The following is a 15,824-nucleotide window of genomic DNA, read 5'->3' as shown; positions in this document are numbered from 1 at the left end:
GGCATCGGCGTCTGGGGCCGGGTCGCGGCCGAGGCGCAGCCCATTCTGGAAATCAAGGTCTCGGATGGCCGCGCTGGCGAAGGGCCGTCGCCCTTTGTGCTGGAATTCGACCACGCCGAGATCGAAGAAGGCCCGATGGGCTATATGGTCGAGGACCGCTATCTGCGCCGCGCCTTTCTGGACGCGATGCAGGACCAGCCCGGCATCACCCAGATTTCCGGCGAAACCGTCACCGCGCAGGATGTTCAGCCCGGCGGCGTGACGGTGACACTGGCCTCGGGCAAGCAAGTGCGGGGCCGGGTTCTGGTCGGTTGTGACGGGCGCAAAAGCGGCACTGCCGAACGCGCTGGGATTGGCCGCACCGGATGGGATTACGGCCAGACCGCGCTGGTCTGCGCCATTGGCCATGAAAAGCCGCATAACGGCATCGCGCATCAGTTCTTCATGCCGCCCGGCCCGCTGGCAATTCTGCCGCTGCCCGGCAACCGCTGCTCGATCGTCTGGAGCGAAACCCACGCCCGCGCCGCTGAAATCAACGCTATGGACGATGAGGCCTATCTTGAAGAACTGCGCCCGCGCTTTGGCGATTTTCTGGGGCAGATCCATCTGGAAGGCGCGCGGTTCAGCTATCCGTTGAACCTGACGCTGGCGAACGCATTCGTGGCGGAACGTCTGGCGCTGGTCGGGGATGCGGCGCATGGGGTGCATCCGATTGCCGGTCAGGGTCTGAACCTTGGCCTGCGGGATGTGGCCGCTTTGGCCGAAGTTCTGGTCGACGCCCACCGGCGCGGCGAGGAAATCGGCACGATCAACGTGCTGGAACGGTATCAGGCATGGCGGCGCTGGGATACGGCGACGCTGGCCGTGGCGACGGACGGGTTCAACAAGCTGTTTTCGAACGACAATCCGATCCTGCGCGGGATGCGCGATGTCGGCTTGGGGGTGGTCAACGCCCTACCCGGCCTGCGGCGCAAATTCATCCGCGAGGCCGCTGGCCTGTCCGGCGATCTGCCACGGCTGATGCAGGGCCGGTCGATCTAGTCGATCTGGCGCGCCTCATCGACCAGCATGATCGGAATACCGTTGCGGATCGGAAACGCCAGATGCGCGGCCTTTGACACCAATTCCTGTTTCTCGGCGTCATAGCTGAGAACCCCGTGGGTGACGGGGCACACCAGTGCTTCAAGCATCCGGCGGTCGAAACTGGTATCCTGGGTCATTGCATCGTCTCTTCATTATTGCCGCCGCGCAGGGCGAATTCGATCAGGGTGATCAGGGTTTGCCGCCGGTCGCTCAGGGTCGGCGCCTCAAGCAGGGCTTGCTTGTCTTCGACCGAGAACGGGCACAGCATCGACAGCGCGTCGATCAGCATCTCGTCATCGGCCTGTTTCAGGCTGTCCCAATCGGTGGACAGGTTGTTCTCGCGGAAATAGCGCGACAGCAGCGGGGTGAAATCCTCACGGTCGAACGCGGGATCGTGCTCGGACGGGCCAAGATCGCGGGCAAAGCCATCCCAACTGACATTAGCGCGGATATAGGGCGAAAAGCCGTCAACCTGCGACAGGATGCGATAGCGCGACACGCCGCTGAGCGTAATCATATAGCGCCCGTCATCGGTTTCGGAAAACGCCGTCACCCGGCCCGCACAGCCGATAGAATGCAGCTTGGGTCCGCCGCGACCCGACTGTGGCAGCGGTTGAACCATGCCGATCAGCCGGTGCGAGGTTTTCAGCGCGTCCTCAAGCATCGCCAGATAGCGCGGCTCGAAAATATGCAGCGGCAGCCGCGACCGGGGCAGCAACAGCGCCCCGGGCAAGGGAAAGACCGGAATGGTCTCGGGCAGATCAGCGGACGAGATCATAGGGGTTAGCCTACCGCAGCAGCGGGTTTAGGCAAATATCATTGACGACAGTTTACGACGGCCATTCAGGGCAATCGGGTCCTGCGGCTTGAGCGCGTCGAAGATCGTGAACAGTTGCGTCTTGGCCGCACCGTCATTCCATTCGCGGTCACGGCGGAACATGGCCAGCAATTCATCGACGGCCTCTTGCACTTGTCCCTCGGCGTGCAGCGCAAGCGCCAGATCGAAACGGGCCTGCATATTGTCCGGCTCGCTTTCGACCAGCGCGCGCAGCTCGGCCACCGGGCCGGCGTCCTGCGCCTGACGCGCCAGTTCGACCTGCGCGCGGGCGGCTTCGACCTCGGGCGATTTGGCGATTGCGGTGGGAACCTCGGCCAACAGGGTCGCCGCCTGATCGAAATCACCCAGCGCCAGTTGCGCCCGGATCAGGCCGCCATAAGCCGCCGCATTTTCGGGTTCTTCGCCAAGGATCGCGGCAAAGGTCTGTGCCGCGTCATCGGTCGCGCCCTCGGCCAGCATCTGTTCCGCGGCCTCGACCGCCTCGGCCAGACCGCCATCATCTTCGCCACCACCAGCAGCCACAACGCGGTCGATAAAGGCCTTGATTTCGGACGCCGGCAGCGCGCCCTGAAACCCGTCGATCGGCTGACCCTGAAAGAAGGCATAGACCGTCGGGATCGACTGAATGCGCAGTTGCGCCGCGATCTGCTGGTTTTCGTCGACATTGACCTTGACCATGCGGACCTTGCCGCCGGCCTCGGTCACGGCTTTTTCCAACGCCGGGCCCAGCGCCTTGCACGGGCCGCACCACGGCGCCCAGAAATCGACGATCACCGGAACGTCGTTCGATACGTCGATGACATCCTGCATGAATGTCATTTCCGAGCTGTCCTTGATCAGATCGCCCGCAGGCGCGGCAGAGGTCTTTGCACCGAATTCAAGCATCTTCATTCCCATCAGTTCAGACGTTTGCGCCATATATGTGCGCGATTTTGGCAAAACCCAAGGGGTAAGTCACAGATCAAATGTGGCGAACACCGGCGCATGGTCGCTGGGTTGGTCCCATCCCCGCGCCGCCCGCAACACCCGCGAGCCATGCCCGGCATGCGAGATATCGCCGGTCGCCCAGACATGATCCAGCCGCCGCCCCTTGTCAGCGGCATCCCATTCCTTGGCGCGGTAAGACCACCAACTGTAAAGCTGGCCCTCGGGAATATCCTGCCGGGTGATATCGACCCAACCGCCCGCATCCTGCGTTTCGGCCAGATGTTCGACCTCGATCGGGGTGTGGCTGACGATCTTGAGCAGTTGCTTGTGGTTCCAGACATCATCCTCGCGCGGGGCGATGTTCAGATCGCCGACAAGGATGGATTTTTCCGGCCGGTCGCCGTGGAACCAGTCGCGCATTTCAGTCAGGTAGTCCAGCTTTTGACCGAATTTCTCGTTCACCTCGCGGTCGGGCACATCGCCGCCAGCGGGCACATAGAAATTGTGGATCGTGACACCGTTTTCCAACTGCCCGGCAACGTGGCGCGCATGGCCCAGACTGGCAAAGTCCTGTGCACCGACCTCGCGGATCGGCAGCTTGGACAGGATCGCCACGCCGTTATAGCCCTTTTGCCCACGCGCAACCATGTGAGTGTATCCCAGCGCGGCAAAGGCTTCGGTCGGGATCTTGTCCACCGGGCTTTTGCATTCCTGCAAGCACAGAATGTCCGGCCCTTCTTCGGCCAACAGCTTGCACACGATCGGCTCGCGCAGGCGGACCGAGTTGATGTTCCAGGTGGCAAGGGTAAAGCTCATGAGGCGGTCTCCGGTCTGGGTCTGGCCGCACTATTTCACCCCCGGCAGCCGATTGCGAGGGTCCAGCGGCAAAAAGAAAACCCGGATCAATGATCCGGGTCAGTCCTGGAGGGAGGTGCCGCGCCAGCCTAAGGCGCGGCGGAGGGAAACACTGGCGCGACAATCTGCGCCTTGAACCCAGAATTACCCACCAATCAGGCAACAATAAGGCTGTTACGCGACCAATCTATAGCCACCGGATTCGGTCACCAGCAGCCGGGCGTTCGACGGATCCGGCTCGATCTTTTGGCGCAGGCGATAGATATGGGTTTCCAGCGTGTGGGTCGTAACCCCGGCGTTATAGCCCCAGACCTCGTGCAACAGCACATCGCGCGGCACCACGCCTTCGGAGGCGCGATACAGGAACTTCAGAATATTCGTCTCTTTCTCGGTCAGACGGATTTTCTTTTCGTCCTCGGTCAACAGCATCTTCATTGCCGGTTTGAACGTATACGGCCCCAGTTGGAACACGGCGTCCTCGGATTGCTCGTGCTGGCGTAACTGCGCCCGAATCCGCGCCAACAGCACGGGGAACTTGAACGGCTTGGTGACATAGTCATTGGCGCCCGCGTCCAGACCCAGAATGGTGTCGGCATCGCTGTCATGGCCGGTCAGCATCAGGATCGGGCATTTAACCCCCTGCTTGCGCAGCAACCGGCACAGCTCGCGCCCATCGGTATCGGGCAGGCCCACGTCGAGGATCACCAGATCATACAAGGCCTCTTTGACCTTTTCCATTGCATGCGCGCCGCTATCGGCCTCGAACACATCGAAGTCTTCGGTCATCACCAACTGTTCGCTCAGCGCCTCGCGCAGATCGTCATCGTCGTCAACCAACAGGATTTTCTTGAGATTGCTCATTGTGGCCCTCCTTGCGTGTTGCAGCAACAGATGCTCAGCCCGACCCCATCCGGCAAGATTTGCTGCAACATTCTCACGCAACCGTGTGGCAAACCCGCGTAATGTTTCATATTTCAACCAAACAGGCTAAAGCCTGAAACATACTGCAGCTGAAAGTCTGTTCATGAGCCTAGGTCCCGATCCGGTAGAAACCCTTGCCCGCGCCCGCGCCGATCTGCGCATGGGGGTGCCGGTCGTGCTGAATGACGCCGGGGCCGGGCTGATCTTTGCCGGGGCCGAAAGCCTGAGCAACACCCGATTTGCCGATCTCAGGGCGCTCAGCGGCACACTGGTTCTGGCGATCACCGCGCGCCGGGCCGAGACGCTCAAGGCGCGGGCCTATGACGGCGATTTGGCGCGGCTGGTCGTGCCGACCGATGTCGATGCCAGCTGGGTTCAGGCCGTGGCCGATCCGGCTGACGATCTGAACAGCCCGATGAAAGGCCCGTTTCACAGACACCGCGATGGCGACGCCGCCCTGTTCCGCGCCGCCCTGCATGTGGCGAAATCGGCGCGGTTGCTGCCGGCGGTTCTGGGCGTGGCAATCGACGACCCCGCGGAATGCGCCGCGCGGTTCGGCCTGACCCTGCTGGACCTTACCAGCGCCCGCGATCTGCTGGCCGAAACCAGCCCCCTGCACGAGGTCGTGCATGCCCGCCTGCCGCTGACCGTCTCCGAGGCCGGCCGCCTGCATATCTTCCGCCCCGAAGACGGTGGCGAAGAACATTACGCCGTCGAAATCGGCGACCCGCCACGCGATCAGCCGGTGCTGTCGCGCCTGCACTCGGCCTGTTTCACCGGCGACCTGCTGGGCAGCCTGAAATGCGACTGCGGCCCGCAATTGCGCGCGGCACTGGCGCAGATGGGCGAAGAAGGCGCGGGTGTGCTGCTGTATCTGAATCAGGAAGGCCGCGGCATCGGCCTTGCCAACAAGATGCGCGCCTATTCCCTTCAGGATCAGGGCTTTGACACGGTCGAGGCCAATCACCGCCTTGGCTTTGAAGATGACGAGCGCGATTTCAAGATCGGCGCCGCGATCCTGCGCCAGATGGGCTTTTCCGCCGTGCGGCTACTGACCAACAACCCGGCCAAGGTGGCGATGATGCAGGCCAATGGCATCACCGTCACTGACCGCGTGTCGCTGCGGGTTGGTAAGGGCAAACATAATGAGGCCTATCTCGCCACCAAGGCGGCGAAATCGGGGCATCTGCTGTGACCCCCGCCGATCTGGTCGTCACCCGCACCGGCGCGCGCCTGTTCGGCCAACGCCTGCCCTGCGCTATCGGCCGCTCCGGCCGCTCGGTCCACAAACACGAAGGCGATGGCGCCACGCCGGTTGGCGACCTGCGCATCACCGGGCTGCTGTATCGCCCCGACCGAATGCCGCGCCCGACCCCTTGGGCCCGGCCGATCGGGCCGCGCGATCTGTGGTCCGACGATCCGGCCGATCCAGCCTATAACCACCACGTCCGCGCGCCGCATCGCTTTGGCCACGAAACCCTGCGCCGCGCCGATCCCTTGTATGATCTGGTGCTGCTGACCGACTGGAACTGGCCTGACGCCACGCCCGGCCAAGGCTCGGCGATCTTCCTGCATCAATGGCGCAAGCCCCGTCACCCGACCGAAGGCTGCATCGCTTTTGCGCGCGCCGATCTGATCCGCGTCGCGCAAAGCCTGCCGCCCGGCAGCCGGGTTCTGATCCAACCCTGATCTTTTTCTTGGAAAAAATACTCATTCCGCCGCCCACAACGCGCGGTGCGCGGCGTTAGTCGTGGCTGCGCTCGCCAAAGATCGCCGAACCGACCCGCACATGCGTGGCGCCCAGCGCAATTGCGCGCTCGAAATCGGCGCTCATGCCCATCGACAAGCCATCCAGCCCGTTGCGCGCCGCCATCTTGGCCAAAAGCGCGAAATGCAGGCTGGGTTCCTCATCGACCGGCGGAATGCACATCAGGCCCTTGACCGGCAGATCCAGCGCCCGGCATTCCGCGACAAAGGCGTCGGTTTCGGCGGGCAGAATCCCGGCTTTTTGCGGCTCGGCGCCGGTGTTGACCTGAATGAACAATTGCGGCGAGGCACCGCGCTCCTGCGCCAGATCGGCCAGTTTATGGGCCAGCTTGGGGCGGTCCACTGAATGGATGCTGTCGAACAGCTCGACCGCGTGGCGGGCTTTGTTGGTTTGCAGCGGGCCGATCAGATGCAGATCGACACCGTCGAATCGCGCTTTGAAATCAGGCCATTTGCCCTCGGCCTCTTGCACGCGGTTTTCACCGAAAACGCGCTGACCTTGTTCCAGAACCGCCTCGATCCGGGCCAAAGGCTGAACCTTGGACACAGCGATCAGGGTGACGCTTCCGGCCGGACGACCGGCGTCTCGTTCGGCTGCGGCGATTTTTTCCCGGATATCGGTCAGTCCCATCAGGGCCCCTCCTTAAAACGATCTGCGTGTCAGATACGATCATTATCCGGGGTAGCAAAAAGAAAAGAGCGGACACAAGGCCCGCTCTTCCCTAATCCGTCTGAGTTCTAAATTAGAACTTCAGCGCGATACCAGCAGCCGAAACGGTCTGGATGCCGCCGGTGTTGGTGTTGTTGCCAGCCAGGATCGGGTTAGCTTCGCCGGTGTGAGCGAACAGCGAAGCGCCGCCACCCAGATCGTAGGTTACGAAGATCATCCAAGTGTCGGTCGAGCTGTTCAGGTTGTCACGGAAGTTCGCACCAACGGTCAGGCCGTTAGCCGAGTACTGAGCCGAGTAGTCCAGCTGTTCACGAGTGTCGCCGTCCGAACCAACCCAGTAGGCGGTGCGCAGGCCGAAACCGTCGAAGTCAATACCAGCCGAAACGGCCAGGATGTTGCCGTTGATGTCCGAGGTTTCGTAACCCAGACCGAACGATGCCATCACGCTGCCCAGATCGCCCGACCAGCTGAAGCCAACGCCGAAAGCGTCGTCGGTGTCAGCATACGAAGCCGAGAAACCGATGTCGCCGAAGGTGTAGTCGTAACGCAGGATGTTGTTGGCATCGGCGTTGTCGACATAACCCAGCCACTGCTCCAGGTCGAAGCCCCAGATGCGGTGAACTTCGGTGGTGCGCTTGTCGATGGCACCATCAGTGTCACCCAGAGTCAGGGTGCCGAAGCCGCCCGAAACCGAAACCCACGAACCCGACGACGAGAAGATGTTCGAGTTGTTCAGAGCGTTGTTGGCGCCGGTACCAGCAGTTGCCAGACCCGAAACATTGTAGCCGCTAGTGGTGCCTTTACCGTTGGTGCCGTAGGTTTCGTTGTTTTTCAGGTCGACGCCGGCCGAGAAGGTCAGGCCGTTGTCGGTGGCGCCCGACATACGAACGTAGATGTCGACGTTCTGAACCAGCTGGGTGCCGTTATCTTCGGTATCCAGAATGCCCATGTAGCCGTTACCGGTCAGGGTGACGTCGGCCGATGCGAAGCCAGCAGTCGCGATCAGCGCGGTGGTGGCGAAGAGAACCTTTTTCATGGTTATCCCTCATTGATTAAAAGGTGACCTCAACCCGGTGGTGAGCTGAGTATGCTGCTGTGTCGCTCTTTGACCGATTAATTGCAACAATGCCGGGTGGCCCGCGCCGATTGCCAGCTAAAATGATGCAGCTTTGCCACACCGTCCAATCCGGGCCACCCAATCCACGGCCTAATGCGCCCGCGTGTGTATATATTATAGGAGTATCGGGAAAAACCTTGTTCCCGTCCTGACCCTCGGCTAGAGAACGGTGAGGAATAACCGAGGGCAGTATCCTATGACCTTGCGGACGTCTTTACGTATTGCAGCAATTGTTCTGGCTGGGCTTGGCCTTGCCGGGTGCGGTGGTGGAATCGGTAGCGGCGACAGCGGCCTGTTCGGCGGCGGCAAGTCCGCACCCAGAACCCCCGAGGAAGAAGCAGCGCTGGAACTTCAGCGCCAGAACCTTCAGGGGTATGAGGACAAAGATCGCGAAACGATCTGGAGCCTGTTCACCAATTCGGACAACCCGAACACCACTGTCGAGGTCAACAAATACCTGTGGCAGGCCTCGCTTGAGATTTTGAACTTCCTGCCCATCGAATCGGTGGATCCGTTCTCGGGCGTGATCATCACCGGCTACGGCACGCCTCCGGGCGGCGGCAAAGCCTATCGCGCCACCGTTTACGTGCAGGACCCCGCGCTGGACGCCCGGTCGCTGAAAGTGGCACTGGCCTCGAAATCCGGTCAGGTTGCCCCGTCGACCGTGCGTGCCGTCGAAGATGCGATCCTGACCCGCGCGCGCCAATTGCGCGTCCGCGACGGCAAGCTCTGACTTTACGCGACCGCGCACCGCTATTATCACCACGCCGGGCCATTGCGCCCGGCGATTGACTGACAAGGACCGATACACATGTCCCGTTTTGAGCCCCGCGAGATCGAGCCGAAATGGCAAGCTGCCTGGGATACCGCCGGCACGTTCACCGCCACCCGCGATGCGGCGAAGCCGAAATATTATGTGCTCGAGATGTTCCCCTATCCTTCAGGCCGCATCCACATGGGCCATGTCCGCAACTATACCATGGGCGATGTCGTCGCCCGGTATAAGTCGTCCTGCGGGTTCTCGGTTCTGCACCCGATGGGCTGGGATGCGTTCGGCATGCCGGCGGAAAACGCCGCGATGGAAAAGGGCACCCATCCGGGGGACTGGACCTATAAGAATATCGACGACATGCGCGCCCAGATGAAACCGCTGGGCCTGTCGATCGACTGGAGCCGCGAATTCGCCACCTGCGACCCGGAATATTACGGTCAGCAACAGGCGATGTTCATCGACATGATGGACAAGGGTCTGGTCTATCGCAAGAACGCCACCGTGAACTGGGACCCGGTCGATATGACCGTGCTGGCCAACGAACAGGTGATTGACGGCTGCGGCTGGCGCTCGGGCGCCCCGGTTGAACGCCGCGACCTGACGCAATGGTTCTTCAAGATCAGCGATTTCTCCGAGGAATTGCTGGATGCGCTGGACGGGCTGGATAACTGGCCCGACAAGGTCAAGCTGATGCAGCGCAACTGGATCGGCAAATCGCGCGGTCTGCAATTCGCCTTTTCGACCATTGACGCCCCCGACGGCCACGACCGGATCGAGGTCTACACCACCCGCCCTGACACCCTGATGGGCGCGTCTTTCGTTGGCATCTCGCCCGATCACCCGCTGGCCAAGCATCTTGAGGCGCACAATCCCGACATCGCCGCCTTTACCGCCGAATGCCGCAAGGGCGGCACCACCGAAGAGGCGATCGAGACTGCGGAAAAGCTGGGCATGGATACCGGCATTCGCGTCCGCCATCCCTTTGATACCGCTTGGGAGTTGCCGGTCTATATCGCCAACTTCATCTTGATGGATTACGGCACCGGCGCGATCTTTGGCTGCCCGGCGCATGACCAGCGCGATTTCGAATTCGCCAGCAAATACAAGCTGCCGATCACTCCGGTCTTTGAACCGGCCGAGGGCGCCGACCCCCTGACCGAGGCCTATGTGCCGCTGAAAACCGAAAAGGTCCGCTATGTGCGCAGCTTTGCCGGGGACGAGATTCAGACTGGCGAAGACGGCGTGAACACCGCAATTGATTTCTGCGAATCGAATGGCATCGGCCACGGCGTGACCAAGTTCCGCCTGCGCGATTGGGGCCTGTCGCGTCAGCGCTATTGGGGCTGCCCGATCCCGGTGATCCACTGCGAAACCTGCGGCGTTGTGCCCGAGGCCAAGGAAAACCTGCCGGTCGAACTGCCCAAGGATGTGACCTTTGATAAGCCCGGCAACCCGCTGGACCGGCACCCGACGTGGCGCAACTGCGCCTGTCCGACCTGCGGCGCCGACGCCCAGCGCGAGACCGACACGATGGACACGTTCGTTGACAGCTCGTGGTATTACGCCCGGTTTACCGCGCCGCGCGCCACCACCCCGACCGTGGCCGAGGACGCCGATTACTGGATGAATGTCGACCAGTATATCGGCGGTATCGAACACGCGATTCTGCACCTGCTGTATTCGCGGTTCTTTGCCCGCGCGATGCACTTGACCGGCCACCTGCCCAAGAAAGCGATCGAACCCTTCGACGCGCTGTTCACGCAAGGCATGGTCACGCATGAAATCTATCTGACCCGCGACGAAAGCAACCGTCCGGTCTATCATCTTCCTGAAGAGGTCGAGGACGGCAAGGTCAAGGCCACCGGCGAGCCGGTTCAGGTCATCCCTTCGGCCAAGATGTCGAAATCAAAGAAGAATGTCGTCGACCCGGTGAATATCATCAACGCCTATGGCGCTGATACCGCCCGCTGGTTCGTGCTGTCCGATAGCCCGCCCGAGCGCGACGTGGAATGGACCGCCTCGGGCGCCGAAGCGGCTTATAAACACCTTGGCCGGGTCTGGCGTATGGCGGGTGACATTGCCTCGCAAACCGGTAACGGCGAAGGCGATGACGAATTGCTGCGCGCCATGCACAAGGCAATTCACGACGTCACGATGGGCATCGAAAGCTTTGGCTTCAACACCTCGGTCGCCAAGCTTTATGCGCTGGCGAACGCGATCCAGAAATCCAAGGCCGGGGCCGACACCCGGCGTCAGGCGATGCTGGTGATGGCGCAACTGATGTCGCCGATGACCCCGCACCTGTCCGAGGAAATCTGGTCGCTTCTGGGCGGCGAAGGCCTGATTGCCGACGCGCCCTGGCCCAAGGCCGATGCCGCGATGCTGGTCGAGGATACCGTCACCCTGCCGATCCAGATCAACGGCAAACGCCGCTCGGAAATCAGCGTGCCCAAGGACATGCCGAAGGAAGAGGTTGAAAAGCTGGCGCTGGCGCATGATGCTGTGGTTAAGGCGCTGAATGGCGGCGCCCCGAAAAAGCTGATCGTTGTGCCGGGTCGCATTATCAATGTCGTCATCTGATCGCCGCGCCTTTCTTGCCCTGATTGCTGGTTTGCCGGCGCTGGCCGCCTGCGGGTTCGAGCCGGTCTATGGCACCAGCGGCGCGGCTGATGCTTTGCGCGGCCGGGTGCAGACTGACGCGCCGTCAGATCACTATGAATACGAACTGGTTGGCCGAATCGAGGAACGCTTGGGGCGGCCCGCCGATCCGATCTTTGATCTGGACTACGACATCACCACCCGCAGCGTCGCGCAGGGCATCACCATCACGGACGAGGCCACGCGCTATCACCTGATCGGCGATGCGCTGTTTATCCTGACCGACCGGCGCACCGGGAAAAAGGCGCTGACCGGCAAGGTCACCGCCTTTACCGGCTATTCCGCCACCGGCACCACCGTTTCGACCCTGACCGCGCGGCAGGATGCGCATGACCGGCTGATGGTGATGCTGGCCGATCAGATCGTCACCCGCATTATCGGCAGCGCCGGGACGCTGAACCTGTGAAGCTGACCGGCCGCGATGCCAACCGCTATTTCGCCCGGCCCGAGCCTCAGCGCACCGGCCTTTTGATCTTTGGCGCCGACGCGATGCGCGTGGCGCTGAAACGGCAAGAGGTCATCGCCGCGCTGATCGGTCCGCAGGGCGAAGAGGAAATGCGCCTGACGCGGATCAATGCCTCGGAACTGCGCTCGGACCCGGCGCTGGTGTCGGACGCGCTGAAGGCGCAAAGCTTTTTCCCCGGCCCGCGCGTGGCGTTCATTGAAGACGCCACCGACCAGACAGCCCCGGTGCTGAAAGCAGCGCTGTCCGACTGGCGCGAGGGCGATGCGCAACTGATCGTCACGGCCAAGCAACTGACCGCGAAATCGGCGCTGCGCAAGCTGTTCGAAACCCACCCCAACGCCTATGCGGCGGGCCTTTATGACGACCCGCCCACGCGTGAGGAAATCGAGGCCGAACTGACCCGCGCCGGCGTGCGCCCCGATCAGGATGCCATGGGCGCGCTGACGGCGCTGTCCAAGATGCTGGACCCCGGCGATTTCCGGCAAACCCTTGAGAAGCTTGCACTTTACAAATACGGCGACAGCACCCCCGCCACGGTCGACGACGTCAGCGCCTGTGCGCCTGCATCGACCGAGGCCGATATCGACGATGTGCTGCATGTCGTCGCCGAAGGCCGCACCGGCGAATTGGGGCCGCTGATCCAAAAACTGACCAGCCAAGGCGTCGCGCCGGTGACACTGTGCATCGGTGCCACCCGTCATTTTCGCGCGCTTCATGCGGCGGCCTCGGACCCCGGCGGCGTGTCCTCGGGCATGTCCCGGCTGCGCCCGCCAGTGTTCGGCCCGCGCCGCGATCGCATGGCGCGTCAGGCCTCGAAATGGGGGATGGTGCGGCTGGAACAGGCGCTGGGTCACCTGACGGATACCGATCTGCAACTGCGCTCGTCCTCGCGCGCGCCGGCGATGGCCCTGATCGAACGCGCCTTGTTGCGGCTATCGACACTGGCAGGTCGTTAATTTTCTTGCAGGAATCTGTTGCGCCGGGTCAGATGCGTCAGATTGGCGAAGGAGAGCCCATGTATCAGGTCATCGGAACGCTTAAGAGTCGCACCTTGCGGGTGCTTTGGATGCTTGAGGAATTGGGTCTGACCTATGAGCATATCAAGGCCGGTCCGCGCTCGGACGAGGCGCGGGCGCTGAACCCCTCGGGCAAGGTGCCGGTTCTGGTGTGCCCGGACGGGGTGCTGACCGATTCGACCGCGATCCTGACCTATCTGGCGGATAACTATAAAAGTTTCACCTATCCGGCCGGCACGATGGCCCGCGCGAAACAGGACAGCCTGACCCATTTCATTCTGGACGAAATGGACGGCACCCTGTGGACCGCCGCGCGGCACACGTTCGTTCTGCCCGAAGAACAACGCCGCCCCGAGGTCAAGGACAGCCTGCGCTGGGAATTCGCCCGCAGCCTGACCACGCTGGAGAGGCGTCTGGGCGATGGCAAATTCCTGATGGGCAGCGAAATGACCGTGCCCGACATCATCGCCGCGCATTGCCTGTCCTGGGCGATGAGTGCGAATTTCCCGGTCGAGCAGCCAACCCTGCTGGACTACCACAAGCGCATGACCACGCGGCCCGCCTATTTGCGGATGATCTCGCGCGCCACGTCCTGAGCCGCCCAGCGCCCGGTCGCCAGACAGGCGGTCAACAGATAGCCGCCGGTCGGGGCCTCCCAATCCAGCATCTCGCCCGCGCACCACACGCGTGGGCAATCCCGCAATTGCAGGCCGGGGGTCAGCCCTTGCCAGCGCACGCCGCCCGCGGTCGAGATCGCCTCGTCCATCGGGCGCGGTCCGGCATGGGTCACTGGCAAGGCCTTGATCCGCGCAGCCAGCGCCGCGCCTTCGGGCAAAGGTCGGCCGAATTCCATCAGCAGCGCCAACCGCACCGGGTCCAGACGCAGCACCTTGCGCAGATGGTTGCCAAGGCTGGCCTTGCCGCGCGGGCGGGCAAGCTGTTCGGTGATCTTGTCGACGCTCCAATCCGGCATCAGGTCGATCTGTAACACCGCCCCGTCGCGCAGGGCGCGAGACACGGCATAGATGCCGCCGCCCTCAAGACCGCGTTGGGAAATCACGTATTCCGCCCGCACCACCTGATCGCCCGCAATCAGGGCCGTGCCCTTGACCGGCTGACCGAACTGTTTGCGCATCTGTTCGGACCAGTTGACGACGAACCCCATGTTGGCAGGCCGGAACGGCGCCAGCGGCACATCCCGGTCCGCCAATATCCCGGCCCATGTGCCATCCGAGCCAAGGCGCGCCCAGCTTGCCCCGCCCAGCGCCAGAATAACCGCATCCGCCGACAGGCGTCGTTCGCCGGTTGGTGTGTCGAAAACAGTCTCTAATCCAGCCCAACCGCGCCATTTCCAGCGGGTTTCAACCGTGACGCCCTGGGCCGCCAACCGTGCCAGCCACGCCCGCAGCAAGGGCGAGGCCTTCATCGTTTTGGGGAACACCCGGCCCGAGGATCCGGTGAAAACCGGTTGGCCCAGACCGCGCGCCCAGTCCTGCACCTGATCTGGGCCGAACGCGGTCAGCATCGGTTGCAGATGCGCGGCCTCGGGGCCATAGGCCGCGATGAACTGTTGCAACGGTTCGTCCTTGGTCAGGTTCAGCCCCGATTTTCCCGCCATCAGGAACTTGCGCCCAACCGACGGCTTGGCCTCGACCACCATCACCGACAGCCCCGCGGCCGAGGCAGTTTCCGCCGCCATCAGACCCGCCGGGCCCGCGCCGATGACCAGAACCTGCACCATCAGCGGCCTTGCCCGACGCGCAGCGCCACCGCATCCTGACCCGCATGGATGACCCGATCTGCCCCCTGTGCCAGCGCCCGATTCCGCCCGAGGCACCGCAAAGTCAGCACCACCTGATCCCGCGCCTGCGCGGAGGCAAAGGCGGGCCGACCGTGTTGCTGCATCAGATCTGCGGCCTTATGTATCAAACGCACCAAGTTTCCCCTGCCCAACCCGGCTAAAATGCCGGAATGACCAGACACTACTTTCGCCCGATCAAAGAAGAAACCGTTGTCAGCGTGTTGCGCTATGTCCGAGAGGAAATCCTGCGGGATGGGCTGGATGGGATAGAACACGTTGAGGCGCTGCTAGAGGCACGAGGCGTTGCCCCTGACAGCCTGCCAGTTGCCGCCAAGACGCCCAAGGCATTCAAGAGGGGTGAGTTGCGCCGGATGGTGATGGATGCGCTCAGGGATGGGCCGCAAACGGGCGCTGAGATCGCCAAGGCGGTTCATGCCCAGATGCAAGACCTGACTTATCAGCAGGTCTATAAGCGGGTGTATGTCTGCCTGTGGCAGATGAAGGGGCGCGGGGTGGTTGTGTTGGGTGGTGGGGTGTGGCTGGCCCCGTAGGGCCAGCATTTGATCAAACTAAAGGTTTTTGCCGATCTTTTTTCTCAGCATCAATAGCTTGACGAACAAAAGACGCGGAACGTTTCGTCGCTTTTGTGCATGGACCGTTCCCCGTTGGCTTTTCTTCTTCGATCCTGCCTTTTGCAAGCGTTTCGGCCATCATGACGTAGACCAATTCATCCTTTGTCATGGCGTTGCGAAGGTTCGCGTTTTTTGGCAAAGCCTTTTGCTCTTTGAGCTTCTTAGCTGTCGCATCAAACAATTGGCCATAAACAGCGTTCGTGCAGCTGGCATAGCCAAATCCCTCAACTCCCCTTTCATCAAGGATTTTCGTGTACTCATTGCGTTTTACACGAGCTAAAGCCCGCGTAGCTGCCCATTC

18 protein-coding genes and 1 pseudogene are annotated in these 15,824 nt (G+C 62.2%); 10 read left to right on the top strand and 9 right to left on the bottom strand.

The features are described from left to right. A partial coding sequence (locus tag ABYW26_RS02085) for an FAD-dependent monooxygenase (protein WP_372603071.1) occupies positions 1 to 1,041 on the top strand: 1,041 nt, incomplete at its 5' end. Here the strand turns inward: ABYW26_RS02085 and ABYW26_RS02080 are convergent. From ABYW26_RS02080 to ABYW26_RS02060, 5 genes are all read right to left on the bottom strand, one after another. Then, the gene (locus ABYW26_RS02080; RefSeq protein WP_372603069.1) at positions 1,038 to 1,220 is read right to left on the bottom strand and encodes a Trm112 family protein; all 183 of its coding nucleotides are present in this window, start codon (positions 1,218 to 1,220) and stop codon (positions 1,038 to 1,040) included. The genes ABYW26_RS02085 and ABYW26_RS02080 overlap by 4 nt on opposite strands. Continuing rightward, complete coding sequence (locus tag ABYW26_RS02075; protein ID WP_372603067.1) at positions 1,217 to 1,861, bottom strand: LON peptidase substrate-binding domain-containing protein; 645 nt, start codon at positions 1,859 to 1,861, stop codon at positions 1,217 to 1,219. Before ABYW26_RS02075 ends, ABYW26_RS02080 begins: the two co-directional genes overlap by 4 nt. Positions 1,862 to 1,888: 27 nt before the next feature. Next, positions 1,889 to 2,806: a thioredoxin gene (gene trxA / locus ABYW26_RS02070; RefSeq protein WP_372603066.1), complete on the bottom strand. Its 918-nt coding sequence runs from the start codon at positions 2,804 to 2,806 to the stop codon at positions 1,889 to 1,891. Between the two features lie 69 nt (positions 2,807 to 2,875). Next, entirely contained in the window at positions 2,876 to 3,664 is a 789-nt protein-coding gene (locus ABYW26_RS02065) for an exodeoxyribonuclease III (RefSeq protein ID WP_372603065.1), read from the bottom strand. 213 nt (positions 3,665 to 3,877) lie between these two features. After that, positions 3,878 to 4,564, bottom strand: a complete 687-nt coding sequence (locus ABYW26_RS02060) for a response regulator transcription factor (RefSeq protein ID WP_372603064.1) — start codon at positions 4,562 to 4,564, stop codon at positions 3,878 to 3,880. Between the two features lie 163 nt (positions 4,565 to 4,727). On the opposite strand from ABYW26_RS02060, the gene ribA reads away from it, so the two are divergent. Both ribA and ABYW26_RS02050 read left to right on the top strand, forming a co-directional pair. Further along, positions 4,728 to 5,819 carry a GTP cyclohydrolase II gene (gene ribA / locus ABYW26_RS02055; RefSeq protein ID WP_372603063.1) on the top strand — a complete coding sequence of 364 codons (1,092 nt, stop codon included), beginning with the start codon at positions 4,728 to 4,730 and terminating at the stop codon, positions 5,817 to 5,819. Then, positions 5,816 to 6,313, top strand: a complete 498-nt coding sequence (locus ABYW26_RS02050; RefSeq protein ID WP_372603062.1) for a L,D-transpeptidase — start codon at positions 5,816 to 5,818, stop codon at positions 6,311 to 6,313. The genes ribA and ABYW26_RS02050 overlap by 4 nt, the downstream gene beginning before the upstream one ends. A 55-nt stretch (positions 6,314 to 6,368) precedes the next feature. On the opposite strand, the gene ABYW26_RS02045 is transcribed toward ABYW26_RS02050, so the two are convergent. Beyond that, positions 6,369 to 7,022 (bottom strand): YggS family pyridoxal phosphate-dependent enzyme, encoded by a 654-nt coding sequence (locus ABYW26_RS02045; RefSeq protein WP_372603061.1) that lies wholly within the window; start codon positions 7,020 to 7,022, stop codon positions 6,369 to 6,371. Positions 7,023 to 7,134: 112 nt separating this feature from the next. Continuing rightward, positions 7,135 to 8,097 (bottom strand): porin, encoded by a 963-nt coding sequence (locus tag ABYW26_RS02040; protein ID WP_372603060.1) that lies wholly within the window; start codon positions 8,095 to 8,097, stop codon positions 7,135 to 7,137. Between the two features lie 277 nt (positions 8,098 to 8,374). On the opposite strand from ABYW26_RS02040, the gene ABYW26_RS02035 reads away from it, so the two are divergent. The 5 genes from ABYW26_RS02035 (at position 8,375) to ABYW26_RS02015 (ending at position 13,686) form a co-directional block, all read left to right on the top strand. Further along, entirely contained in the window at positions 8,375 to 8,911 is a 537-nt protein-coding gene (locus ABYW26_RS02035) for a DUF3576 domain-containing protein (RefSeq protein WP_372603059.1), read from the top strand. A 78-nt stretch (positions 8,912 to 8,989) separates the two neighbouring features. Continuing rightward, positions 8,990 to 11,530 carry a leucine--tRNA ligase gene (gene leuS, locus ABYW26_RS02030; protein WP_372603058.1) on the top strand — a complete coding sequence of 847 codons (2,541 nt, stop codon included), beginning with the start codon at positions 8,990 to 8,992 and terminating at the stop codon, positions 11,528 to 11,530. After that, entirely contained in the window at positions 11,517 to 12,014 is a 498-nt protein-coding gene (lptE, locus tag ABYW26_RS02025; RefSeq protein WP_372603057.1) for an LPS assembly lipoprotein LptE, read from the top strand. The genes leuS and lptE overlap by 14 nt, the downstream gene beginning before the upstream one ends. Continuing rightward, a complete protein-coding gene (gene holA / locus ABYW26_RS02020; RefSeq protein WP_372603056.1) occupies positions 12,011 to 13,030 on the top strand; it encodes a DNA polymerase III subunit delta in 1,020 nt (339 codons plus the stop codon). The genes lptE and holA overlap by 4 nt, the downstream gene beginning before the upstream one ends. A 59-nt stretch (positions 13,031 to 13,089) precedes the next feature. Next, a complete protein-coding gene (locus ABYW26_RS02015) occupies positions 13,090 to 13,686 on the top strand; it encodes a glutathione S-transferase family protein (RefSeq protein ID WP_372603055.1) in 597 nt (198 codons plus the stop codon). On the opposite strand, the gene ABYW26_RS02010 is transcribed toward ABYW26_RS02015, so the two are convergent. After that, a complete protein-coding gene (locus ABYW26_RS02010; RefSeq protein WP_372603054.1) occupies positions 13,653 to 14,831 on the bottom strand; it encodes a TIGR03862 family flavoprotein in 1,179 nt (392 codons plus the stop codon). The genes ABYW26_RS02015 and ABYW26_RS02010 overlap by 34 nt on opposite strands. Before the next feature lie 44 nt (positions 14,832 to 14,875). On the opposite strand from ABYW26_RS02010, the pseudogene ABYW26_RS02005 reads away from it, so the two are divergent. Together ABYW26_RS02005 and ABYW26_RS02000 are read left to right on the top strand one after the other, a co-directional pair. Then, positions 14,876 to 15,004 (top strand): annotated as a pseudogene (locus tag ABYW26_RS02005) (HNH endonuclease); the annotation flags it as partial. A 57-nt stretch (positions 15,005 to 15,061) separates the two neighbouring features. Then, a complete protein-coding gene (locus ABYW26_RS02000) occupies positions 15,062 to 15,442 on the top strand; it encodes a hypothetical protein (RefSeq protein ID WP_372603053.1) in 381 nt (126 codons plus the stop codon). Positions 15,443 to 15,455: 13 nt separating this feature from the next. On the opposite strand, the gene ABYW26_RS01995 is transcribed toward ABYW26_RS02000, so the two are convergent. Continuing rightward, positions 15,456 to 15,824, bottom strand: a 369-nt coding sequence (locus tag ABYW26_RS01995; protein ID WP_372603052.1) for a hypothetical protein, incomplete at its 5' end; no start/stop codon positions are given.

It is taken from the genome of Actibacterium sp. (assembly GCF_041584535.1).
Classification (GTDB): domain Bacteria; phylum Pseudomonadota; class Alphaproteobacteria; order Rhodobacterales; family Rhodobacteraceae; genus Actibacterium_D.
The sequence above is the reverse complement of the archived record's forward strand: the minus strand, read 5'-3'. Positions and strand labels throughout refer to the sequence as shown.